Here is a 22555-nt window from a genome sequence, read left to right as displayed (position 1 = left end):
CAAATCTTAGGAAAGGCGGACGAGATCGCAGCCAGAAAATCGGCCAGCGACCCTGTCGACATCAATGTCGACACCGCGAGGCTGAAGATCGGGGTAAGGCATGAGCGACATCACGAATTTTGACCACCTGCGCGCGCCATCAGACAGCGGTCAGGCGGCAAAACCGCGCTTCGATATTTATGCAAGGATCGGAAAGCGCCTTCTTGATATGTCACTTGCGCTGGCTCTTCTGCCCGCCCTCGCCCCGGTTATCGCGCTCCTCTGGCTCGTCAGCCGACGCGATGGCGGGCCAGGGCTCTTCGGTCATACTCGTATCGGCAAGGACGGAATACCCTTCACCTGCTGGAAAATCCGTACCATGATCCACGGCGCGGAGGATATTCTGGCCGAGCATCTCAAGTCGGACGCTCAAGCGGCCAGCGAATGGGCCCGCGACCGCAAGCTCAGCCGCGATCCACGGGTCACGGGCTTTGGCCTGTTCCTCCGCCGCAGCAGTCTTGATGAGCTGCCACAGATCTGGAACGTGCTGCGCGGTGATATGAGCTTTGTCGGGCCGCGCCCGATCGTGCGCTGCGAACTGCACAGATATGGTCCAGCCGCTTCTGCATATCTGAGCCAAAGACCGGGAATCACCGGGCTGTGGCAGGTATCAGGTCGCAACGATGTCAGCTATGCTGATCGGGTCTCCTTTGACGTTGATTACCTGAAGCGGCGGACATTCGGCTTTGATATCAAACTGATCCTGCTGACCGGCCGCTCAGTCATTGCGCGCACGGGACGGTAAACGGGCCATTAAGCCCTCTGCGGTAATGTTCAGCCAACGGCGATAGGGATCAGGGTCTGTACCAAGGGTGACAGCCGCGGCAGATTATGCTCCCTAACTGCAAAAGCGGGACCAACAGAATGCACGACAGCAATACCGATGCTTCGACACTCAGCCATATATCGCAGGGCCGCGGCCGCCTGGCGCTGATTGGCGTGTTCTGGTCCTTCGTCAACATCATGGTCAGCAACGGCTTGACCGTGGTTGTGTTCCTGGTGACCTCTCTATTGCTGGAGCCCGCCGATTTTGGCGCCGTGGCTCTGGCCACCTCGATCGTCATCTGGGTCATGACATTGGTGCCGCTGCCGCTTGGAGACGCCATCATTCAACGCAGCGACCTGAGGCAGAGCCATCTGGACAGCGCATTCTGGCTGACGATGGTGATCGCACTTGCCACTATTGCGATCCTGGTTCTCTGTGCGCCGATGATCGCGTCCTGGACCAAACTCGAGGCACTTGCGATCATATTGCCGGTGCTGTCGCTCCGTATCCTGTTTGTATCACTTGGAAATATTCCCGCGGCACTGGTGAACCGGCGGATGGAGTTTCGTCATATTGCGTTGCGGACAACCCTTGCAAATGGGCTGGGCGCGGCAGGTTGCCTGCTGCTCGTGTTGCAAGGATATGCCATCTGGGCACTGGTCTGGGCGCAGGTCATTACCGCGATTGTCGGCTGCGTCGTCTCCTACTGGGCCGCTGGCTGGCGCCCTGGGCTACAGCTCTCGAGGGCCGCTTTGACGGATCTGCGCGGCTTTACCCTGTTGACGATGGGTGGCCGGATGATCGAACCGACCAAGATCAACCAGATCCTGCTCGGGATCGTCGCCGGCCCAGCAGTGCTCGGCATCTTCTTTTTCGCCCGCAGAATGTGTGAAATCCTGCAGGAGCTTACCATTGGCACGCTCTTGCCTGTCACAAGGGTCCTATTTGCCAGTCTGCAAACTGAAAAAGAACAACAGCGGGAAGCGTTTATCCTCAGCAGCTTCGCCGCTGCAACCGCCGCCTTACCGCTGTTCATCGGCTTCATCATTGTGGCCCCAACGGCGATACCCTTCGTCTTTGGCAGCAAATGGCTCGCTGCGATCTACCCGCTCCAGTGTTTCGCCATGCTCAGCCTGATGATGAGTATCGGCGTCATGCAGGCCTCTTTGCTCAGGTTCTCCGGTCATGCACGTTGGTGGTTCGGATTTGAATGTGTCGTCAGCCTGTCTGGATTTGCAGCGATCCTGCTGCTGGCCCCGGAGGGTCTGAACAGGATCATGTCCGCATTGGTTGGCATTTCCTTCTTGCTCTGGCCGGTCGCCACGCGCAAAACTCTGAAAACCCTCGAAATCTCGGCGACAACCTATATCTTCGATGCACTGCGCCCCGCGCTGATTTCTGTCTCAATGATGTCCATTGCGCTCTTCGCGCTACGTGAGTTGGGGCCGCCGATGTATGGCACCCCACAGCTTATGGCTCAACTTGCGGTTGCAATCCCCACCTATCTGATCATGATCCTCCTCGTGGGCGGCGACCGCTTGCAGCAAATCCTGGGAAAGATCCGCAACAGAAGAGATAGCAATCCAATTGAGCCTGGCGCTCACCAGTAGACGTTTCCACCGGCGACTGCCGTCAGCATTCTGATTTGCACCCGCATCTCAAGTCGCAGGCCTACCGGCGTTCGCAGCCAAACTATGATCCGCAGCACCTCTCCAGCCGACGCCAGCCATCTCATGACGCCATGTCGAGGTTTCGAGGAGCTAGGCCGTTCGGTGCGCGCAGCGGACAAAAGCCGGTACCATGGTCAAAGGCGATACGGTGCAGCATCGGACACTCAGGAAGCAGAGGCTGCCTTGCCGCCCAGAACCATGGAAACCGCTGAAAGAGCCGCGCGGTATTGAAGCAACACCCGCCCATCTGCTTTGACAGGCTTCCGGTTGGCACCGCTCCCACCGCAGGGATGCCAACAGACCGCGAGCCAGCTCAGTATCGTCGCCCCGTCAGGATCAAACATCCGCTGGTCGTTCGCATGCCGATGGGTAGCGGACAATGGATGCTCCAGACTGAATGATCTCAATCGGGTGCTGCACCACTACCCGGCATGATAGGGATCTGGATCGTCAAACCTGCTTTGCGCCGCCCCGCAACAAACCACTTCAATCAACCAGAGTTGGCGTTAGCGTGTCATCCTTGCGACCTCGCTGATTGCAGGAAACTCAGATCACGGAAACGCTGACGGACTGCAAACCATCGAGCTCAGGAATGACCCAAAGATCCGACACGGGGCCACCACCGGCAGCAACAGCGAACATCAAAGACGAGAGCCACCACTCAAAGGAGTGGTGGCTCTCAAGCATTTGGCGGAGCTACTCTCGGACTCACCGACCCCGCCTGGACACCCAGTGACGCCCGCGCCTCCAGAGCAGTCTAAGTCAGCGCCCTAGGCCGCAGCCGTATAACTGTGGTGCTGCGCACTCTGCACGGGCTGGCGGCCAGCATCTCCAGTCTGAAAGGCTGTGACCAGCCGCGACAGATTGGTTGTCTCATGGTCCAGCGAACTGCAGGCGGCGGCGGTCTCCTCGCACATGGCGGCATTCTGCTGCTGGGCAGCTTCCAGTGTGCTCATCGCGCCATTCAACTCCGAAATGCCCCTGGATTGCTCGTCGGCCTGTTTGGCAATATCGCCAACATGTTCCGAAATGCTGCCAATGGCATTCATAATGGTCTCCAGAGAGGAATTGGTCCTGCCGACCAGATCCACGCCATGGGCCACCTGCGCTGCGGAGGCGGTAATCAGCTTCTTGATTTCTAGCGCCGATTCAGACGAACGCAGCGCAAGACTACGGACTTCGGCGGCAACAACCGAGAACCCGCGACCCGCTTCGCCAGCCCGCGCGGCTTCAACACCGGCGTTCAGGGCAAGCAGGTTTGTCTGAAACGCGATATCGTCAATCATACCGGTGATCCGGGTGATCTGCTCGGAGGTGGCGGCAATCGAATCCATCGCATCAACCGTCTCCCGGGCTACCGCCGAGCTGTTTGTTGCACTCTGATTCACGGATGTGACCAATGCCTCAGTTTCGCGCGCGCCGCTGGCGACATGCTGGACGTTTTGCGTGAGTTCGCTCAGCGACGCCGCAGTCTCTTCCAGCTGAAGCGCGGATTGTTCTGTGCGCTGCGACAGATCGTTGGTTGCCGAGGAAATCTCCGTCAACCCGGTATCGATCGAACGTGCCGAGTCATTGACCGAGGTGATCAGCTTGCTCAACTGTTCAACAGTATTGTTGAAGTCCTGGCGCAGCCCCTCATACTGGCTGGGCATTTCATCGTGGATTTTGACATCCAGCCGCCCGGAAGCCAGCTGTTGCAAATTCTGGGCAAGGGCCTGAACAACCGCCTGCTGCTGCTGCTGATCGCGCAGCTGATTTGCTTCCAGCTCCTCCTTGGATGCCAAACCCTGGCGCAGGGTCTCGATGGACAGGGCCATCGCCCCGATCTCATCTTTACGCTTTGGAATATCAACGGGTTGATGCACCTTCCCGGCGGTAAGATCCTTCATGACCCCAAGCATTCGCCCCAGGGGACGCCGGACAAGCGAGCGCACCGAGAAGAAGATGGTGGCCAGCGTCAGCGCCAGCAAGAGAACATTGGCGATCAGCTGTTCGTAGATGCTTGCCTTTACCGGGTTGACGAAGACATGGCGTGGCACATCCAAGACGACAACCCAGGTCTTGTTCATGCCGTAGGCGGTGAAAGGAAAGAACAGGCGTGTCGACCCATCAGCGCGATCCGAAACGATCTGCACCTCTCCGGTTTCGACAGCGGCCTGGAAATCTGCCACCTCTTCCCCTTCAAAGGCCTGAATCAGCATTTCCGGGTCAGGATGTGACAACCATTTGCCGCCCTGGCCCAGCAGCATCACACTGCCGCCTTCATAAACCGACAGCCCCCGGACAAAATCACCGAGATTATCGAGCACGATATCGACACCGGCAACACCGACGATCTGGCCCTGTGCATTCACAGGCACCGACACCGATGTCAGCAGGCGGTTTTCATTTGAGAGATAAGGTTCGGTGATGACACTCTCGCCACTGTCGATCGGCAGGCGATACCACTCGGATGTGTCATTGGGATCAACGTTGAACGTCTCGAAATTCAGCCCGCCGGACTCCGCTTTGGTCCAGTAGGCGGCAAAGATACCATCGGCATTTCGTCCCTCTTCACCGGTAATGAAATCTTCGGTGGCGCCGTCCGGAATTGCTGACATCCAGGAAGAGAATACAAGATCATAGCGGCCGGGGACGCCTTCCATGATCTTGATCAGATCGGCGGTGGTTGCCTCGCCATCTTCGATATATCCGGATAGCGCGCCGCCTAGTGCCGCCGCAGCTGAGGTCGCTTCGACCAGTTGAGACGACAGGCTTTGCGCGATATCCGAGGCACGCTGCGACGCGCCCTCCAATACCCGCTCCCTGACCTGTGCAGATTCATTGAGGGCCGTAAATACGCTGAAGCAGAGCATCAGCCCGGTAATTGCAACCGTGGTCGCGGCAAGTAGCTTGCCTGATATTGTGTTGAACAGAGCTGGCATTCATATCTCCACTTGGAAGGCTCGTCTTGCACAACCTCTCGCATATTCGCCTGAACAAAGTGTTGACCCACCGCGCCGGGGGCAGTCCCCCAACCGGTTTACCCAGCAGTTTTCAATTAGATTGAAGATATATTTTAGGCCAGCCCCGAACGAGGACTGGCCGCCGCGCAGCAAAGCGAGAGACAGACCTCTAGATCGGGGCCGTCGCCGCCGACAACCACCGGCCCGCTGCATCGCTGACCAAGGGCGATAACCGCTGCAGCACATCCTGATGATATGTATTCAGCCAACAGCGTTCGTCCTCACTCAGATCTGCCGGGATCAGCATGTCGGTTTGTATTGGTGCAAGCGTCATATTGCGAAAGCTGAGGAACCCATCACTTTCTTCAATAACCTCAAAGATGTTCTCAATCCGGATGCCAAAACGCCCGGCCTCGTAATAGCCCGGCTCGATCGACACAACCATGCCAGGCACCAGATCCACCGGATTATAGGGCCTGCCGATGCGTTGCGGGTGCTCGTGCACCGAGAGCCGATGTCCGATGCCATGACCGGTGCCATGGTCGTAATCCAAGCCGAGGTCCCAGAGCGGTCGCCGACAGATCGCATCTATATGATGGCCCTGCGTACCCCGGGGAAACCGCAGCGTGGCCAGCGCATGGAACGCGCGAAACACCGCCGTATACGCCCGGTCATAGCCGTCGGGGCGCATCCCGAAGGCATAGCTGCGCGTGGCATCGGTGGTCCCGGTGTCATACTGGCCGCCGCTGTCCAGCAGATAGGGATTCTGTGGCATTATCGGAGCATTACGCCCGTTGGTGGCCGCGTAGTGGCACATTGCAGCATTGCCTGCCGCGGCTGAGATCGTCTGAAAGCTCTCAGTCAGAAAACCCGGACGCGCCTGTCGGCAGGACAGGATCTGTGCTTCCGCCTCACGCTCGGTCACCGGCTCACCAGCCGCCGCGCGCGCAGGAACCGTCTGCGCCAACCAGGCCGAGAACTCGACCCATGCCACCCCGTCTTCCAGATGGCAATCATGCAGACCGGCGATTTCGACCGGATTCTTAACGGATTTGGTCCGGGTCAATATACTGGCCACCGCAGCCGCAGTCGCCCCGGCGTCGGCAATAGTATGACGCACCGCAACCGGCGAAAAATCCGGATCAAACAGGATCCGTTCTCCGGCGTTGCATCGGTTTTGAAGAGCGCCAAGAAACTGCGAGACTGGCTGGGCGGTCACGATGTCCGGCAGGTGATCCTTGACCTCATCATCCAGCTTGGCCGGATCAACGAACCAAGTGACCGTCCCGTTTCTCTCGGCAATGAGAAAGGACTGCGGCATCGGGTTGAAGGCCACGTCATCCCCACGCACGTTCAGCAGCCAGGCAATATTGTCAGGTTGTGTCTCAACCAGACATGCGGCGTCCTGCTCGCTCAGATATGCTGCAAGATCCGCACATTTCTCGGCACTGCTCCGCCCGGCCCATTGCATCGGAAAAACGCTGATCCGCCCGGTCGGCGCTGGCGGCTGGTCCGACCAGATCGCATCCACCGGATTGTCGCCTTGCGGCAACATCGTCGCACTGGCCTGCACAGCGGATGCGGCAAACCGATCGAACCAGCCGGGTGGCAGGTGCATCGGGTCGAACCCGATCTGCCAGCCTGCCTGCGCAACCGCGCCCAGCCAGTGTTCCGGTGGCTGTTCAAAAATGTGAAGCCGCGAAAACAGCGGTCCTGAGCATTCATTTGCGACCTGCACGGTATAGCGGCCATCCACAAACACGGCGACGGTCTCAGCCGTGATGATGGCCATTCCAGCCGATCCGGTAAAACCTGTGACATAGGCAAGGCGTTCGTCATGGGGAGCCACATATTCCCCCTGATGCGCGTCAAACCGGGGCAGAATGAAGGCATCCAGATCGCGGGCACGCAGCTCGCGGCGCAGATCGGCAATGCGGGCAGCGGCAGGGGGCCCGCTCAACATGTCATCCATTTTGATTGATCTCTTCCGCAAGATGGCAGGCGACCTCGCCACGGTCGCCAAGAGGACGCAGGTGCGAGACATCCCGCCTGCAAATTTCCGAAGCGTGGGCGCAGCGCACATGGAACGGGCACCCTGGCGGCACGTTCAGCGGCGACGGCAGCTCTCCCTCCAACCGGATCGCATCCCCTTTGTCATCGGGATCAAGCGACGGGGCCGCACTCAGCAACGCCTGTGAATACGGATGCGCCGGATTGGCAAACAGGCGCTCGCTGTCGCCGATTTCCACGATGCGGCCGAGATAGATCACTGCGACACGGTGGGAGACATGGCGCACCAGCCGCAAATCATGGGCGACAAACAGGATGGTCAGATCCAGCTGCTCCTGCAGCTCCAGCAGAAGATTCACCACCTGCGCCTGAACCGAGACATCCAGCGCCGATACCAGCTCATCGGCGATCAGAACCTCAGGCTCCACCGCCAGCGCACGGGCAATGGCAATCCGCTGACGCTGGCCACCGGAGAACTCATGCGGCAGTTTCTGCGCCGCATCTGCGGGCAGCCGCACCAAATCCAGCAGCTCCGCGACTCGTGTCGGGATCTCGTCGGAGGGGCGCATCTTATGGACCTGCAAGGCTTCGCTCAGGATCTGACCGCAGGTCATACGCGGGTTGAGCGACGAATAGGGATCCTGGAACATCATCTGCACGCGCCGGTTATAGCTGCGGTCGCTGCGCGCGCCGTCGGCGAATATATCCTGCCCATGATGGCGAATGCTGCCACCCTGCGGCTCGTAAAGCCGGACGATGCAGCGCGCCAATGTCGATTTTCCGCACCCCGATTCTCCGACAACACCTAGGGTTTCTCCCTTCCTCAGCGCCAGGCTGACGCCGTTCAGCGCGCGTACGGCGCGACCGGGTTGCTTGCGCATCACATCAATCAGGCTGCGCGGCAGATGAAACGTCAGGCTGAGATTGTCGATCTCCATCACCGGATCAGTCATGCCACCTCTCCCTGGACCGCGGGAACCGGATTGAAACAGGCCGCGCGACGCCCGGCACTGATCGCCTCCAGTGGCGGGCGCGCATTCAGGCAGGCCTCAGTCCGTGCGTCGCAACGGGGCGCATAGGCGCAGCCTCGGGGCAGCATCTCCAGACTAGGTGGCGTACCCGGCACAGAGTAAAGCGGCGTCCGTGGCGGCACATCCTGTGGCACCGACTGCATCAATCCGGCCGTATAGGGATGGCGCGGCGTGCGCAGCACCTGCCGCACCGCCCCCTGCTCGACGATCCGCCCGGCATACATCACCGCAACATTCTCGCAGGTCTGCGCAACGACCCCCAGATCATGAGTAACGAGGATCACGCCCATGTTCATCTCTTCAGACAGGCGCAGGATCAAATCAAGGATCTGCGCCTGAATGGTAACATCCAGCGCTGTGGTCGGTTCATCCGCCAACAAAAGCTTCGGCTGCGCCGCCAGCGCAATGGCAATCATCACCCGCTGCCGCATCCCGCCCGAAAACTGATGCGGATAATCCTGCAACCGAGAGGCAGCCGCCGGGATACCTACATGATCCAGCATCTCGACCGCCCGGTCCCGACGCGCCGCACGCGGCAGATCGGTATGTGCCTTCAGTGTCTCGGTCAGCTGCAGGCCCACGGTCAATAGCGGGTTGAGCGACGTCATCGGCTCCTGAAAGATCATTGCAACCTCACCGCCGCGCACCTGGCGCAGCTGCCGATCCGACAGGCGGGAAATATCCCGCCCCTGCCAGCGCACCTCGCCTGTGACCTCTCCATGGCGACGGGTCAGCCCCAGGATCGACCTGAGTGTGACGCTCTTCCCCGAGCCGCTTTCGCCGACAAGCCCCAGAACCTCACCCTGTCGCACATCAAAGCTGACATCGCGTACCGCAGGCAGCATCACACCGCCGCGTCGAAACGTCGTACAGAGGTTACGGACCTCAAGTATCGGCTGGGTCTCTTTCATGCTCATACTCTCTTTCCCCTTAACCGCGAGGCCGCAACAGATCGGCCAGCCCGTCGCCGATCAGCGAGAACCCGATCCCGGTCAGCACGATGGCGATGCCCGGCATCAGACTGAGCCACCAGGCCGTGGTGATGAAATTGCGCCCTTCGGCAATCAGGACACCCCATTCAGCCTGCGGTGGCTGCGCCCCCAAACCGAGGTATCCAAGCGATGACCCCAGAAGAATGGCCAGCGACATATCGGTCATCCAGTAGACAATCACCGGGGTGATCGCATTGGGCAGCAGGTGGCGAAAGATCACGCGCCGGTCAGAATATCCCATGACAATTCCGGCCGCCGCATAGTCATTGCCCATCTGGGTGATCACCTCGGCGCGCATCAGCCGGGCGTAGTAGACCCAGCCCACCGCCGTGATGGCGATATACATATTGACAAGCCCCGGCCCCAGCACCGCAACAACCGCGATCACCAAGACCAAAAACGGGAAGGTAATGACGGCATCCACGACCCGGCCAAAGATCATATCGGCAATGCCGCGATAATAGCCCACCAACGCACCAACCGTGACCCCGATCAGCATGGCAAAGACCGTGGCCAGAACGGCCATCTGCATATTCACAGAATAGGCAGAGATCACCCGGCTGAGGCTGTCGCGCCCCAGCATATCGGTGCCGAAAGGATGCGCCCAGCTCGGCGGCTGCCGCACCGCGTTATAATCGATGAAATTGGGATCATATGGGGCGAAGAGGCCCGGCGCGATGGCCAGCAGCGTCGAGGCTGCGATAATCGCGACACCGATCATGAACCCCGGTTTGCGCAGCGCGATCTTCCACCGGCTCTGCTGCGGTCGCGTCGCCTCGGGCGACAGAACTGTGGCATCGGTCATGTCAGACGCATCCTCGGGTCTAGGGCGCTCTGGATCAGATCGGTCATCAGGAACACGATCGACACCAGCACTGCAAATGTCAGGGTCAGCCCCTGGATCAGCGGATAATCACGGGCAAAGATTGCCTCCAGCATCAACCGGCCAACGCCCGGCACCGCAAACACCGTTTCGGTGACCAGGGTTCCGCTCATCAGGTTGCCGATGGACAGGCCAAGCAGCGTGACTGTGGAAATCAGCGCATTGCGCAACACATGCCGCCCCAGGATCTGCCAGGCCGACAGTCCCTTGGCACGGGCAAATTCAACATATTCCGCATCCACCACCTCAACGATGGCCGACCGCAGATTCCGCATGATGATCGCAGAGGTATAAAGCGCCACTGCCACCGATGGCAAAAACAGATGGTAGAGCCGCTCGGAAAAACTGTCGCCATAGCCCCCCACCGGGAACCAGCGCAGCTGCGCGGCTAGAAATGTCAGCAAGATCAATCCGATATAAAACACCGGCATGGACAGGCCGACCTGAAAGACGGTGCGGATCACCGCATCGGGCCAGCGCCCCCGGTTCAGTGCCGCAACAAAGGCCAGCGGCCCCGCGATCAGCACCGACAATGCCACGGCATAAACCGTAAGAAACAGGGTCGTCGGCAGGCGGCTGGCGATCACATCTATCACCGGCGCTCGCATCAGGATCGAGCGCCCCAGATCCCCCTGCACGGTATTGGACAGGAACTGCCAGAACTGGACCACCAGCGGCTGATTCAGTCCCAGCCGTTCGCGAATAGCGGCCAGATCAGCATCCGACGCGCGGTCCCCCGCGATGGCGATTGCCGGGTCTCCGGGTAATAGGCGCACCAGAAGAAAGATGATGATCATGACCAGAAAAAAGGTCACGGCCATCAGCAACAGGCGCTTGAGAATATATTGAATAGTGGCCATTCCGGCATCCGTTCGTCTGCACCGCCAGCCCCAGGGCTGACGGTGCTTTTACATTGCAGGGCGAAACTGATCAGCGGCTGATCGACGCTTCCTCAAAGAGGTTGTTGCCCAGCGGTGTCTGCACGTAGCCGCTGACCTTCTTTGACAGGGCCACCGCAAACGGGGTCTCGTACATGAACAGCAGCGGCGCCGCCTCGGCATAGATCGACTGCATCTCGGCATATTGACCAGCACGCGCACCCGAATCCATTTCCGTTGCCGAGGCCTCAAACAGGCTGTTGAACTTCTCGTTCTCCCAACCTGTGCCAACGGCCTTCGCAGTGGGGAAGTAACCGAGCCAACCAGTGACCTGACTTGGGTCATTCACATCATTGACCCACCCATAGGTATGGATGTCAAATTCACCCGACCGGTTCTTCGCGCCACGGGTGGCATTGTCGACCTGCTCCACCTTAAGCTCGATGCCCAAAGGCGCCCACATCTGCTGAAGCGCTGCAAAAATGGTGCTGTCATCCGCCGATCCGGCCAGCGTCGTAAAGGTGATCTCGGTTCCGGGCTCAAGACCGGCCTCGGCAATCAAGGCCTTTGCCTTGTCCAGATCATAGCCATAAAGCGGATCAGTTGATGTCGCCAGCTGGGTCGCCGCCGCCATCAGAGGCGAGGTCATGGGCTTGCCGGCCCCCTGCAGCACCAACCCGATCAGGGCCTGTTTATTGGTGGCATAATTAAGCGCCTGACGCACCCGCTCGTCCGCCAGCGGATTGGGCGATCCATCTGCCCGCGTCGGGCGGGTATTGATCGGTGAATAGATAATCCGGGTCGAGGGGAACAGATTCATATCGATGTTCGGATCCGCCTCCAGCTCGGCCACACGCGAGAACGGGATGAATTCCGCCGCATCCATCTCACCGGCCTGCAGCTTCAGGATACGGGTGGCATCATCGGGGATAATCTCGAAATGCACACCGTCCAGATAGGGCAGCGGTTTGCCGTCCGAGCCACTGCGCCAGTAGTGCTCATTGGCGCAGAAATCCATCGATGTGCCCTGCTCAAACCCGCAGAGATAGAAGGGGCCAGTGCCCACGCCCGCACTCTTTGCTGCAAAGATGGCGGCTGACTTCTCCTGATCCGTTGCGCCTTCGGCGGCCTCGAACGCGGCTTTGGACACGATGCCGGTGGTAAAGGTTGCCAGCATCGACAGGATCGTCGGATCCGGTGCCGAGAGGGTCAGGGTGATCTCGTTTCCATTATTGGCAACTGTATCCAATGTACCGAGGAGACCCGCCCACGGGCTCAGATCAGCATTGCGAGCACGATCCAGCGAAAACACCACGTCCTCTCCGGTCAGCGGTGTGCCATCGGAGAATTTGATCCCGTCGCGCAATGTCAGGGTCACCGTGGTGCCATCTTCAGAGACATTATATGTCTCGGCGAGGCCAGGAACGACCGAATTTCCATCGTCGCTGGGGCGCAGCAACGTGTCGAACAGGCTGCCAACCATCCAGATATCCGGATTGCGATCCGCATAGATCGGGTCGATCAAGGTCGATCCGTCGTAACGGGCAAAGTTCAGCACGCCGCCGCGATCCTGCGCCAGCGCCGGTACGGTCAGTGCCGTGGTCAGGGCAGCTGCGGCCGCCACCAGTTTTCTTGTCATTTGTGAGATCCTCCCAGATCGATTCTCCGTCTCATGTGGAGAAGCATAGCGTGGGTTTTAAAATTACTAAAATTATTTTTAGCAAAAGTTCTGATTGCGGTAGAAATCTCCGGTAGCTCAACTGCAGATGGACGCCGAACTTGCCGCATCAGCCCCAAGGCCGGAGGGTAGAGATATGCGCATTTGCGCCTGATCCTTCAGCGGGCAGAGCTCTTCATCGGCATGGTGCTCACCCAAAGTTCAACCGCCTCTTCGTCACTCAAAACGATCGAATAATGCGGCTTCGAGCAGTCATGGTGAACCGTATCCCCCGGCGACATGATATGCACCGAATCCCCCAGATGATATTCGAGCTGCCCCGAGATCAGGTAGCAGAACACCTCGCCCTCGTGGCACATCTTCTCCGAGACATGACCAGGTGGGCGGTGAATGATCGACGGGTAGCAGAGCGCGCCGGAAAACCCCGGCCCCAGCTTCTCATACAATCTTCCGTTGGTTCCCAGAGCGTAGGTCTGCCGGTTATCCTTATGGATATACTCTCTAAACTCTTCCTCAACACTCAACAGCTGCTCTACGCTGGTTTGCAGGGCGGCAGCGATGGACAACAGCGAGGACAGCGAGGGCGTGCTGATGCCCCGCTCAACCTGAGAAATGAACCCGGGCGTCAGTTCAGTGTCCTCGGCAACCTGCACCATTGTCATCCCCATCGCCTTGCGGCGGCGGCGGATCGCGTGTCCAAGCTGCTCGGAATTGTCCTTCTTGCGCGTTTTCTTGCTGGCGCCTGCCTTTATGGTCTCTGTCTTGCGCGTCTCTGAGGCGTCCATATCCGTATCCTGAAATTCCGGCAGCCCGACACCGCGCTGACCAAAGTGACCCATCCAACCAGCCGAACCTGTTTGGTCATGATCTGTGATGTGGGCTTCAGGAAAACATATACTAAAATTTATTGTAGTGCTACATCAGAAACAGGCGATCGATTGCCTTGACCACCTTTCAGCCCGCCCCAAGCCCGCCGGAACCGCAGGAGACCTAGATGCGCAGCACCAGGACCGTACATGTCATTTCCGCCCATGCCGAGGGCGAAGTGGGTGATGTCATCGTCGGCGGCGTGGCACCGCCGCCGGGCGCCACACTCTGGGATCAGCGCACATTCATCGCGCAGGACCAGACCCTGCGCAACTTTGTCCTCAATGAACCCCGCGGCGGCGTGTTCCGGCACGTCAATCTGCTGGTGCCCCCCAAACATCCCGACGCCGACATGGGGTTTATCATTATGGAACCCGAATACACGCCGCCTATGTCCGGATCGAATTCGATCTGCGTTGCGACCGTGCTGCTGGATGGGGGCATTCTGCCCATGCAGGAACCGGAAACGCATCTGACGCTGGAAGCGCCAGGGGGGCTGGTCAAGGTGCGCGCCGAATGCAGAAATGGCAAAGCGGAGCGGATATTTGTCCGCAATGTTCCCAGTTTTGCAGAGGCAATTGGCGTTGCCTTGCATGTCCCGGGGATCGGTACGCTCTATGTGGATACGGCCTATGGCGGCGATAGTTTTGTGGTCGTACAGGCCGCCGATCTGGATCTGACCATCTGCGACGCAGAGGCCAAGGCCCTGGCACAGATCGGAACCTGCATTCTGGATGCGGCAAATGAGCAGCTGGGTTTCAGCCATCCAGACAATCCCGACTGGTCGCATATTTCCTTCTGTGCATTTTGCGGCCCGCTGGAGCGCACCGACATCGGGTGGCGCAGTCGCTCTGCCGTGGCCATCCAGCCCGGCAAGGTGGATCGTTCACCCACCGGAACCGCAGTATCGGCCCGAATGGCCCTGATGCTGGCCAAAGGGGAAATGACCGCAGATGAGGAGTTTGAGGCAGTGTCGATCATAGGCTCCAGTTTCAAGGGCCGGATCGCCGACCAGACAACCGTCGGAGGCCAGCCCGCCATCATTCCGGAAATCAGTGGGCGTGGCTGGATCACGGGAATACACCAGCACATGCTGGACCCCGATGACCCCTGGCCCGGTGGCTACAGGCTGAGCGACACCTGGGGGGCGTGATGCCCTGCCCCTTGATCCGCGCGGCCCAGCAGGGCACACCCGAACAACAACCGCCAGATTGGCACCTACGTAACCCCGACCCATGAGGCTCCCATGGCAGCCAAGCGCGCCATCTCCCGCAGCACCCTTCCCGACGTGATCGCCGCCGATTTGCGCGAGCGTATCCTGAGTGGTGAACTTGCCGAAGGTGAACCGATCCGCCAGGAGGCACTGGCAGAGGAATACGATGTCTCGCGGATGCCGGTGCGCGAAGCTCTGAAGCGGCTCGATGCCGAGGGGCTGGTCCTTTTTGCGAATAACCGCGGGGCAACAGTCACCAAACATTCCCTGCGCGAAATCGCGGAGATTTTTGATCTGCGCATCCTGGTCGAGGTCGATCTGTTCCGTCGCTCGATCCCTGCGATGACCAGCACTGACTTCGCAAGATGCAGCCAGATCCTGGATGAAATGGACGCCTCCTATGATGCTGATGACGTGGCAACCTGGGGCGCATTGAACCACCGCTACCACTCTGCGCTCTATGCTGCTGCCGAACGTAAGCTGACCAATGAAATGCTACAGGGGCTCAGCCTTCATTCCGACCGGTTTGTGCGCATGCATCTCAGCGTGATGAAACAGCGCGAACCCGCCAAGGCCGAGCATCGCGACCTCCTCGCACTGGCGCAGGCCCGCAATGTGGAGGCCGCCTGCGATGCCCTGACCCGACATATTTCCCGCACCAAGGAAGAGCTGCTGGCGCTGGTTGCGGAGAACCGCAGCTAATACGCCCGCCGCAGGGCATACAGCGCGAATTTTACTGGCGCGCCTGTTCATCTCTTGTGAGCGCCCATAAAACCAATATATTTAGTCAGGAATTAGCCGGGGTGCCCGAGTGCCCCTCTAGATAGACGGATTCATCACCCATGATGCCAGTGCAGACCTTGTCCCTGCCGCAGGTGACGGCCCCTGACCGGTTGCGCAGTACCCCCCTGCTCGATGAGCAGGAATATATTGCACTCAATACGTTGCGTCTTGCGGCGATGGGCTGCCGCGCCGCTGCGCGGACCGATCTGTTCGAAGCCTGCGCGCTGCTCTGTGTCGATGGAGAGGATGCCAGACGCACCTATGTCGATACTTTTGTGAAATGCCTGCCAGAGGCAATGCCACGTCGAATCAAATGGTTTCGGCCCGGCACGGCAGAGGTCTCCTTCGACGAAGCTTGGGTGATGCGCTGCCTGTCCTGTGTATCAGCACAGGATTATGACAGCCTCGGCTTCTTGCTGCGGTCGCAAATCGACCCGGCGCGGCGGCGCTACATCGGGTTTCTTCTGGGCCGTATTTCCGAGCAATTTCCTAAGTATTAGAATCGTTCTAAAAACTCTTGCCATATGCCCCCGGATGGCTATGTTGTGTGTCACAGCAAGCCAGCTTCCTGCCAGCCAGCTATTTTATGGAACAATGGGGAAAATGATGACACAGACCGCTGCTGCACTCTCGACCGATGCCAAAACCGCAATCGCCGATGCTCTGAACCAATCCGTGGCAGAAACCGCTGTCACCACGATGTTGGCCCAGAATTTCCACTGGAACGTCAAGGGCATGGCATTCGGCCCGCTGCATGATCTGTTCCAGAAGATCTACGAAGATCACTTTCTGGGGCAGGACGACCTTGCCGAGCGCGTACGTGCACTGGATGCCCATGCCGAGGGCACATTGGCCGGGATGCTGAAACGCTCCAAAGTTGCCGAACACGACGGCCATGCGACCGATCAGGAAATGATCCGGATCATGATGGAGGCGCAGGAAACCCTCGCCGCGACCCTTGCAGGCTGTGGTGCGCTAGCCGCCGATCATGGTGATACGCTGACCGAGGATCTGTGCATTGCGCGCGGCCAGACCCATGAAAAATTTGCCTGGTTCCTGCGCTCGCATCTGGCGGGCTGACACGACAACGGCGGTGGGTGAACAACCTAGCCGGTAACGACATATAATCGCGGTCAGAGGATCTCCTCTGCCGCGATTTTTCGTTTTGCCAGTTTCTTGCGGTAGGCAAGGTCCCAATGTGTGTATTTTCCCAGCTGGCCCTGCTGCGCGGTCAGCATCCTGACAAACGCGCGCCTGTGGCTGTCTTTCTTCAACGCTTTGAACAGCGACTTCTGGGCCTTGGTCATCGAACAGCCGATGCAATGTCCCTCACGCTTGAATTTGCAGACATCAATGCAGGGGCTGGGAGTCTTGGGCATATCGAACCTTATGCGTTACCGGGCATCTTTGCCCACAAATGGGGCGAGACGGGTCACTCTGCAACCACAAAGACGAGTGTTTTTGTCAATTTCTCGACACCCCCACTCGCGCGCCAGCTCGATAGCGCCCTGACGCCGAACCAACCGGCCGTCAGAAGCGCACAGGGCACATCTAAATCTCGCTACAGTTATATGTCGACTTTGACAGCCACTCCGGGTTGATCTCGATGCCCCAGCCGGGCTGATCAGTGACCGTCGCCTGACCGTTGTCGATGCGGAATGGATCAGTGACAAACAGATCCCGCTGCCAGGGATAATAGTCATCGCCCTCGATAGAGAATTCCAGATAGCGCCCGGGCAGATCGACGGCGCGGAGCAAATGCATCGTGAACAGGGTAACCAGAGACAGGTTCGCACAATGCGGCGTGCAGGGCAGCCCCGCCGCCGCACCCAGCTGCGCAACCTGCATACTCCGCGTCATCCCGCCCAGATACAGGATATCCGGCTGGATGATGTCAACCGCGCGCATCTCGATCATACGACGCCAGACCTGCAAATCCCAATCCTGCTCACCGCCCGCCACATCCAGATCCAGCGCGCGGGTCACCTCCGCCGTCTGCTCCAGCATCCAATAGGGGCAGGGTTCCTCGAAATGCTCATACCCATGGTCCTGCAGGTGCTGGCCTACCTCAATGGCGCGTTTCGGGGAAAACCCGGAATTGCCATCAACCAGCAGGGAGACCCGATCTCCCAATGCTGCCCGGATCGTCGGAATGATCGTCTCCGTCCGCCCCGGCCATTCATCCCGGTCTTCGCCGCATTCGGCGCCGACCCGCACCTTGAATGCGTCAAACCCGTGGCTGTCACGCAGGGCCTTGAGCCGATCCGCCTCGTCCTGTGGTGTGATATCGCGCCGCATCGAAGAGGCATAGGCCCGGATCGGACCCGGCGACCCGCCCAGCAACACCGCCACTGGTTTTTCGGCCACCCGGCCGCGCCAATCCCACACCGCCGTATCAAAGCCCGCCATCGCACGCCGCAGATAGGTGCCCGGATATTTATGCTCGCGCAGCGGGATCTCGGTGATCACCGCCTCAAGCGCATCCATACCCCGGCCCAAGGCCCAGGGCGCCACCTGCCGATGAAGGATCTCGCAGGTCAGATCGCTGTTATAGGTCGAAACCTGCCCCCAACCCTGCTGGCCATCCTCCGAGGTAACCCGGACAAACCCCACCAAGGGCGTGCAGAATGTCTCGATCCGGCAAATGCGCGGCCCGATGTCCTGTTGTCCGCGATCATCCTGCAGCGGCACCGCACCCGAGGCTGAATAGGGCGTATTCATCCGGCCTCCAAAATAAGATCAGCCGCCCGATGGGCCAGCATCATAGTCGGAGCATTGGTATTGCCCGAGGTGATATTGGGAAAGACCGAGGCATCCACGACCCGCAGCCCGTCAAACCCGTGCAGCTTCAGCTTGGGGCAGACAACGGCGGTGCTTGCATCCGCCCCCATACGGCAGGTCCCGACCGGATGAAACACCGTGCCACAGCGTTCGCGGAAATCCGACAGGATGTCGGCATCTGCCATCTGCCGCAGATCAGGCCCCATTGGAGCCTCGATCAGCCGGGTCAATGCCGATGTGCCTGCCAACCTCTGGCAGAGCAGCCCCCCTGCGATAACCTGCGCGCGGTCTTCCTCAGTCGCGAGAGAGCCGGGCTGAATCAGCGGAGGGGCAGTTGGGTCGGCGCTGCGAATGTCGATCCGGCCCCTGCTGGTCGGACGGGCGGGTTGAAAGCCGATAATGAACCCGGCAAACGGATCTGGCTGGATCACCTCACGCTTGCCGTCAGGCGTAGTGGTATAGGTCACCGGATTGAAATAGAGCTGCTGGTCAGGGCGGCCCAGATGCGGCGCGCTGCGGAAAAACCCGCCGCATTGGTTCACCGACAGCGCCAGCGGGCCCCTGCGGCGTATCGCATACTGCAGGGCGGCGTGGAGCTTTCCGGTCAAGGGCGACAACACATTGTTAAGGGTCGGCTCTGTGGCGCGAAAATAATAGTTGATCCCCAGATGGTCCTGCAAATTTCCACCAACATGGGCCTGCTCCTGAACCACCTCGATCCCGTGCCTGCTCAGCAGATCCGCAGGACCGATCCCCGATTGCTGCAGAAGACAGGGCGAGGCAACAGCCCCGGCGGACAGGATGATCTCACGTCCGGCCGATATCGTCATCAATCTGCCGCGCCGCCGTAGCTGTACCGAAACGGCACGCCGACCGTCAAAAATGATCCGTTCCACAAGCGCACCGGTCATCAAGGTCACATTCATCCGCTTTAGCGCGGGTGCCAGAAATGCCCGCGCCGAATGCATCCGGCGACCACCGCTTGTGTTGATCCGATAGACCGCCGCGCCTTCGCCACCGGGATCGTTGATATTGCCGGTACTCGGCAGGTCCAGTTCAGCCGCCGCGGCAAAGAAATGCCGGTTCGCCGGGTGTATCTGGTCCGATACATCCTGCACATGCAGCGCACCGCTTCCCTGCCGCCGCCCATCGGGCGCCACTTGGGTTTCCATCGCCTTGTAGGACTGATGCACGGTCTCCCAGTTCCAGCCCGTCGCGCCCGCGGCCTCCCAATCGTCAAAATCCTGCGGCACCCCGCGGGCATAGACCAGAGCATTGATTGCGCCCGAACCACCAACCCCCTTGCCACGCGGCCAGTAGCCGCGCCGCCCCGCGAGCGTCGCCTCGGGTTCGCTTTCATATTTCCAGTTCACCGCAGGATCAAAAAACGTCTTGCCGTAGCCCAGAGGCAGCGCAATCCAGGGGGAGCGCCCACGCCCGCCAGCCTCAAGGACAAGCACCTTATGGCGGCCGCAGCGGCTCAGCCGCTCCGCCAGCACACATCCCGCAGACCCTGCGCCAATAATAATGTAGTCAAATCGCGTCACTGCCTGACCGTCCGCAAAGTCTTTATCGTCAGATCGTGACAAAGCTGATCGCAAAGCGGAAACGAAAAATAGTTCGTCGCTACCTTAAAAAAATTCGCAGCATGGGTATTCTGCGCCTATGTACAGCGATCTTCCTCCGATGAATTGGCTCCGTGCCTTTGATGCCAGTGCGCGGCACGGCAGCTTCACACTGGCGGCGAAGGAGCTGGGCCTCACACCTTCTGCGGTCAGCTATCAGGTTCGCGGGCTTGAGGCGCAGCTGGGCCACAAGCTGTTCCGCCGCGACCACAAGCTGCTCAGCCTCACACGGCTGGGACATGCCTATCTGCCCGTGGTGGCCAAGGCTTTTGCCGATATTGACGCGACCACCTGCAATCTCTTTGGCAAAGGGACAGAGCAGGAGGTGACCCTGCGCTGTCTCACGTCTCTGAACCTCCTGTGGCTGATGCCATTGCTGGGCGACTACAGAAAACAATATCCCGCCAGTCGGCTTCGGGTGCTGTCGTCATCATGGAGTGAGCTGTCGCAGGGCGAATCGATAGATGTCGACATTCGCTATGGCGATGGCAGCTGGCGCGATGGCCCCGTCTTGCCGCTGCTCCAGAACACCGTCATTGCAGTGGCGACACCCAGCCTGCTAGGCACTTCCCCCTGCTCCGAATTGGACAGATTGCCACTGATCGAAATGACCGGCGTTGTCGACACCTGGCGCCATTTCTTTGCGCTGCACGCCCCCGGCGTTACAGTCCCCGAACCAGCCTACAAGGTCGACCAATCGCTGATTGCACTTGAACTGGCCAACCGTGGTCTGGGCGTTGCTCTGGTTGCTGATGTCTTTGCCCAGCCGTATCTTGAGCGCGGCACATTGCGCCGCGCCAGCGATATTGCCCTGTCGACCCAGCATGGCCATTATCTGGTGCTGCCCTCGGATCGAAACAGCCATCGGCCTGAGGTGAGCACGCTTGTCGACTGGCTGCAAACCCAGGCGCATCTAACTGCCGAACGTGTCGCCGCCGCGATTGCCACACCGCCTGCGGCGGGCTAGGGTCAGCGGGAAACAGACCACGCCGACAGGCCAGCCAAACCCGGCAATCCCGCGCCCTGATCACGAGAGACCTGGCGGCTGCGCCGCGCGGTAACTCCAGTCAACATATATGAATAGGTCGGAATGCTCACTGTTCTTGCAAATCGGACCTATCGTCACCTGCTGGCCGCACAGGTCATTGCGCTGCTCGGCACCGGGCTGGCGACGGTTGCGCTTGGCCTGCTGGCATGGCAGATCGCAGGGGAGGACGCCGGCGTTGTTCTCGGCACGGCCCTCGCGATCAAGATGGTGGCCTATGTCGGCCTCGCTCCAATCGCCGCCGCCCTGGCCGATAGGCTGCCCCGGCGCACCATGCTGGTCTCGCTCGACCTGATCCGCGCTGGTGTGGCGCTCGCGCTGCCCTTTGTCACCGATATCTGGCAGATCTATTGCCTCATTTTCCTGATGCAGGCCGCCTCTGCGGGCTTTACGCCGACGTTTCAGGCGACCATTCCCGATGTGCTGCCGGATGAGGCAGAATATACGCGCGCGCTCTCGCTGTCGCGACTTGCCTATGATTTGGAAAGCCTGCTGTCGCCAGCACTTGCGGCAGCACTGCTGACCGTGGTCAGTTTCCCGATGTTGTTTGCAGGCACGGTCATCGGTTTTCTGACCTCTGCCCTATTGGTGCTATCCGTGCCGATCCCATCACCCCAGCCTGGCAAACCGCGCACGATCTGGGCTCGCACGACGCGTGGCATACGGCTCTATCTTGCGACGCCGCGACTGCGGGGCCTGCTGGCACTGAACCTTGTCGTTGCGGCGGCCTCCTCGATGGTCATCGTCAATACGGTTGTGTTGGTGAAAGGCAGCTTCGGCCTGCAGGAACCCGAGGTGGCCATCGCCCTTGCGGCCTTTGGCGGCGGGTCGATGCTGGCCGCGCTGCTGCTGCCACGGATGCTGGACCATATGCCGGACCGTCCGCCGATGCTGGCAGGCGGCGCCATCCTCACCTTCGGGCTCTTTCTCGGCCCATTGGCCAACAGCTTCCTGCTTCTGGTTGTTCTTTGGATGATACTTGGCTTTGGCTTCAGCCTGGCCCTGACGCCAACGGGGCGGTTGCTGCGACGCTCGGCTAATGCAGAAGATCGCCCGGCGCTCTTCGCCGCACAGTTTGCCCTCAGCCATGCTTGCTGGCTGGTGACCTATCCGCTGGCAGGGCAGATCGGCGCCCGCGCCGGTTTCAATACGACCTTTCTGGTGCTCGGGCTGATTGCCGCCGTCGGTCTCTTGCTCGCCGCGAAGCTATGGCGCGGAAATGCCGATATGGTGGCACATGATCACCCTGAACTGCCCGACGATCACCCGCATCTGGCCAAGCATGGCCATGGGCGACAGCACCGACATGCCGCGATTGGTGATGATCTCCATCCGCGCCGCTAGGCGAT

General features: G+C 59.8%; 19 protein-coding genes. 8 read left to right on the top strand and 11 right to left on the bottom strand.

The window, feature by feature from the left end; translation table 11 throughout:
- Positions 1 to 100: 100 nt before the first annotated feature.
- Complete coding sequence (locus WLQ66_RS17270) at positions 101 to 784, top strand: sugar transferase (protein ID WP_340547574.1); 684 nt, start codon at positions 101 to 103, stop codon at positions 782 to 784.
- Positions 785 to 870: 86 nt separating this feature from the next.
- Positions 871 to 2415, top strand: a complete 1545-nt coding sequence (locus tag WLQ66_RS17265) for a lipopolysaccharide biosynthesis protein (protein WP_340547573.1) — start codon at positions 871 to 873, stop codon at positions 2413 to 2415.
- 830 nt (positions 2416 to 3245) lie between these two features.
- Here the strand turns inward: WLQ66_RS17265 and WLQ66_RS17260 are convergent.
- From WLQ66_RS17260 to WLQ66_RS17225, 8 genes are all read right to left on the bottom strand, one after another.
- On the bottom strand, positions 3246 to 5399 hold the full coding sequence (locus WLQ66_RS17260; RefSeq protein WP_340547572.1) for a methyl-accepting chemotaxis protein: 2154 nt from the start codon (positions 5397 to 5399) through the stop codon (positions 3246 to 3248).
- A gap of 190 nt (positions 5400 to 5589) precedes the next feature.
- On the bottom strand, positions 5590 to 7392 hold the full coding sequence (locus WLQ66_RS17255) for an aminopeptidase P family protein (RefSeq protein ID WP_340547571.1): 1803 nt from the start codon (positions 7390 to 7392) through the stop codon (positions 5590 to 5592).
- Positions 7385 to 8383: an ABC transporter ATP-binding protein gene (locus WLQ66_RS17250; protein ID WP_340547570.1), complete on the bottom strand. Its 999-nt coding sequence runs from the start codon at positions 8381 to 8383 to the stop codon at positions 7385 to 7387. The genes WLQ66_RS17255 and WLQ66_RS17250 overlap by 8 nt, the downstream gene beginning before the upstream one ends.
- Positions 8380 to 9378 (bottom strand): ABC transporter ATP-binding protein, encoded by a 999-nt coding sequence (locus WLQ66_RS17245; protein WP_374015656.1) that lies wholly within the window; start codon positions 9376 to 9378, stop codon positions 8380 to 8382. The genes WLQ66_RS17250 and WLQ66_RS17245 overlap by 4 nt, the downstream gene beginning before the upstream one ends.
- A gap of 13 nt (positions 9379 to 9391) precedes the next feature.
- On the bottom strand, positions 9392 to 10258 hold the full coding sequence (locus tag WLQ66_RS17240; RefSeq protein ID WP_340547568.1) for an ABC transporter permease: 867 nt from the start codon (positions 10256 to 10258) through the stop codon (positions 9392 to 9394).
- The gene (locus WLQ66_RS17235; protein ID WP_340547567.1) at positions 10255 to 11196 is read right to left on the bottom strand and encodes an ABC transporter permease; all 942 of its coding nucleotides are present in this window, start codon (positions 11194 to 11196) and stop codon (positions 10255 to 10257) included. Before WLQ66_RS17235 ends, WLQ66_RS17240 begins: the two co-directional genes overlap by 4 nt.
- 70 nt (positions 11197 to 11266) lie before the next feature.
- A complete protein-coding gene (locus WLQ66_RS17230; RefSeq protein WP_340547566.1) occupies positions 11267 to 12853 on the bottom strand; it encodes an ABC transporter substrate-binding protein in 1587 nt (528 codons plus the stop codon).
- Positions 12854 to 13050: 197 nt separating this feature from the next.
- The gene (locus WLQ66_RS17225) at positions 13051 to 13677 is read right to left on the bottom strand and encodes a helix-turn-helix domain-containing protein (RefSeq protein WP_340547565.1); all 627 of its coding nucleotides are present in this window, start codon (positions 13675 to 13677) and stop codon (positions 13051 to 13053) included.
- Positions 13678 to 13886: 209 nt separating this feature from the next.
- Here WLQ66_RS17225 and WLQ66_RS17220 point away from each other — a divergent pair, with 209 nt between their 5' ends.
- The 4 genes from WLQ66_RS17220 (at position 13887) to WLQ66_RS17205 (ending at position 16835) form a co-directional block, all read left to right on the top strand.
- A complete protein-coding gene (locus WLQ66_RS17220) occupies positions 13887 to 14912 on the top strand; it encodes a trans-3-hydroxy-L-proline dehydratase (protein ID WP_340547564.1) in 1026 nt (341 codons plus the stop codon).
- Positions 14913 to 15005: 93 nt separating this feature from the next.
- Positions 15006 to 15674 (top strand): GntR family transcriptional regulator, encoded by a 669-nt coding sequence (locus WLQ66_RS17215; protein WP_340547563.1) that lies wholly within the window; start codon positions 15006 to 15008, stop codon positions 15672 to 15674.
- A 140-nt stretch (positions 15675 to 15814) separates the two neighbouring features.
- Positions 15815 to 16255, top strand: coding sequence for a hypothetical protein (locus WLQ66_RS17210; RefSeq protein WP_340547562.1), 441 nt, complete (start codon positions 15815 to 15817; stop codon positions 16253 to 16255).
- Between the two features lie 106 nt (positions 16256 to 16361).
- Positions 16362 to 16835: a Dps family protein gene (locus WLQ66_RS17205; RefSeq protein ID WP_340547561.1), complete on the top strand. Its 474-nt coding sequence runs from the start codon at positions 16362 to 16364 to the stop codon at positions 16833 to 16835.
- A gap of 53 nt (positions 16836 to 16888) precedes the next feature.
- On the opposite strand, the gene WLQ66_RS17200 is transcribed toward WLQ66_RS17205, so the two are convergent.
- From WLQ66_RS17200 to WLQ66_RS17190, 3 genes are all read right to left on the bottom strand, one after another.
- Complete coding sequence (locus WLQ66_RS17200; protein WP_340547560.1) at positions 16889 to 17134, bottom strand: DUF1289 domain-containing protein; 246 nt, start codon at positions 17132 to 17134, stop codon at positions 16889 to 16891.
- Between the two features lie 172 nt (positions 17135 to 17306).
- The gene (locus WLQ66_RS17195; protein WP_340547559.1) at positions 17307 to 18476 is read right to left on the bottom strand and encodes a mandelate racemase/muconate lactonizing enzyme family protein; all 1170 of its coding nucleotides are present in this window, start codon (positions 18474 to 18476) and stop codon (positions 17307 to 17309) included.
- Entirely contained in the window at positions 18473 to 20083 is a 1611-nt protein-coding gene (locus tag WLQ66_RS17190) for a GMC family oxidoreductase (RefSeq protein ID WP_340547558.1), read from the bottom strand. The genes WLQ66_RS17195 and WLQ66_RS17190 overlap by 4 nt, the downstream gene beginning before the upstream one ends.
- A gap of 139 nt (positions 20084 to 20222) precedes the next feature.
- Here WLQ66_RS17190 and WLQ66_RS17185 point away from each other — a divergent pair, with 139 nt between their 5' ends.
- On the top strand, positions 20223 to 21128 hold the full coding sequence (locus WLQ66_RS17185) for a LysR substrate-binding domain-containing protein (RefSeq protein WP_340547557.1): 906 nt from the start codon (positions 20223 to 20225) through the stop codon (positions 21126 to 21128).
- 123 nt (positions 21129 to 21251) lie between these two features.
- Positions 21252 to 22550: an MFS transporter gene (locus tag WLQ66_RS17180; RefSeq protein WP_340547556.1), complete on the top strand. Its 1299-nt coding sequence runs from the start codon at positions 21252 to 21254 to the stop codon at positions 22548 to 22550.
- Positions 22551 to 22555: the final 5 nt, after the last annotated feature.

This window comes from Phaeobacter sp. A36a-5a (assembly GCF_037911135.1).
Classification (GTDB): domain Bacteria; phylum Pseudomonadota; class Alphaproteobacteria; order Rhodobacterales; family Rhodobacteraceae; genus Phaeobacter; species Phaeobacter bryozoorum.
The sequence above is the reverse complement of the archived record's forward strand: the minus strand, read 5'-3'. Positions and strand labels throughout refer to the sequence as shown.

Bases quoted from the DNA above. Each gene is read 5' to 3' on its own strand.
- WLQ66_RS17270 (WP_340547574.1), top strand. From the start codon at position 101: ATGAGCGACATCACGAATTTTGACCACCTGCGCGCGCCATCAGACAGC.
- WLQ66_RS17265 (WP_340547573.1), top strand. From the start codon at position 871: ATGCTCCCTAACTGCAAAAGCGGGACCAACAGAATGCACGACAGCAAT.
- WLQ66_RS17260 (WP_340547572.1), bottom strand. From the start codon at position 5,399: ATGCCAGCTCTGTTCAACACAATATCAGGCAAGCTACTTGCCGCGACC.
- WLQ66_RS17255 (WP_340547571.1), bottom strand. From the start codon at position 7,392: ATGGATGACATGTTGAGCGGGCCCCCTGCCGCTGCCCGCATTGCCGAT.
- WLQ66_RS17250 (WP_340547570.1), bottom strand. From the start codon at position 8,383: ATGACTGATCCGGTGATGGAGATCGACAATCTCAGCCTGACGTTTCAT.
- WLQ66_RS17245 (WP_374015656.1), bottom strand. From the start codon at position 9,378: ATGAGCATGAAAGAGACCCAGCCGATACTTGAGGTCCGTAACCTCTGT.
- WLQ66_RS17240 (WP_340547568.1), bottom strand. From the start codon at position 10,258: ATGACCGATGCCACAGTTCTGTCGCCCGAGGCGACGCGACCGCAGCAG.
- WLQ66_RS17235 (WP_340547567.1), bottom strand. From the start codon at position 11,196: ATGGCCACTATTCAATATATTCTCAAGCGCCTGTTGCTGATGGCCGTG.
- WLQ66_RS17230 (WP_340547566.1), bottom strand. From the start codon at position 12,853: ATGACAAGAAAACTGGTGGCGGCCGCAGCTGCCCTGACCACGGCACTG.
- WLQ66_RS17225 (WP_340547565.1), bottom strand. From the start codon at position 13,677: ATGGACGCCTCAGAGACGCGCAAGACAGAGACCATAAAGGCAGGCGCC.
- WLQ66_RS17220 (WP_340547564.1), top strand. From the start codon at position 13,887: ATGCGCAGCACCAGGACCGTACATGTCATTTCCGCCCATGCCGAGGGC.
- WLQ66_RS17215 (WP_340547563.1), top strand. From the start codon at position 15,006: ATGGCAGCCAAGCGCGCCATCTCCCGCAGCACCCTTCCCGACGTGATC.
- WLQ66_RS17210 (WP_340547562.1), top strand. From the start codon at position 15,815: ATGATGCCAGTGCAGACCTTGTCCCTGCCGCAGGTGACGGCCCCTGAC.
- WLQ66_RS17205 (WP_340547561.1), top strand. From the start codon at position 16,362: ATGACACAGACCGCTGCTGCACTCTCGACCGATGCCAAAACCGCAATC.
- WLQ66_RS17200 (WP_340547560.1), bottom strand. From the start codon at position 17,134: ATGCCCAAGACTCCCAGCCCCTGCATTGATGTCTGCAAATTCAAGCGT.
- WLQ66_RS17195 (WP_340547559.1), bottom strand. From the start codon at position 18,476: ATGAATACGCCCTATTCAGCCTCGGGTGCGGTGCCGCTGCAGGATGAT.
- WLQ66_RS17185 (WP_340547557.1), top strand. From the start codon at position 20,223: ATGAATTGGCTCCGTGCCTTTGATGCCAGTGCGCGGCACGGCAGCTTC.
- WLQ66_RS17180 (WP_340547556.1), top strand. From the start codon at position 21,252: ATGCTCACTGTTCTTGCAAATCGGACCTATCGTCACCTGCTGGCCGCA.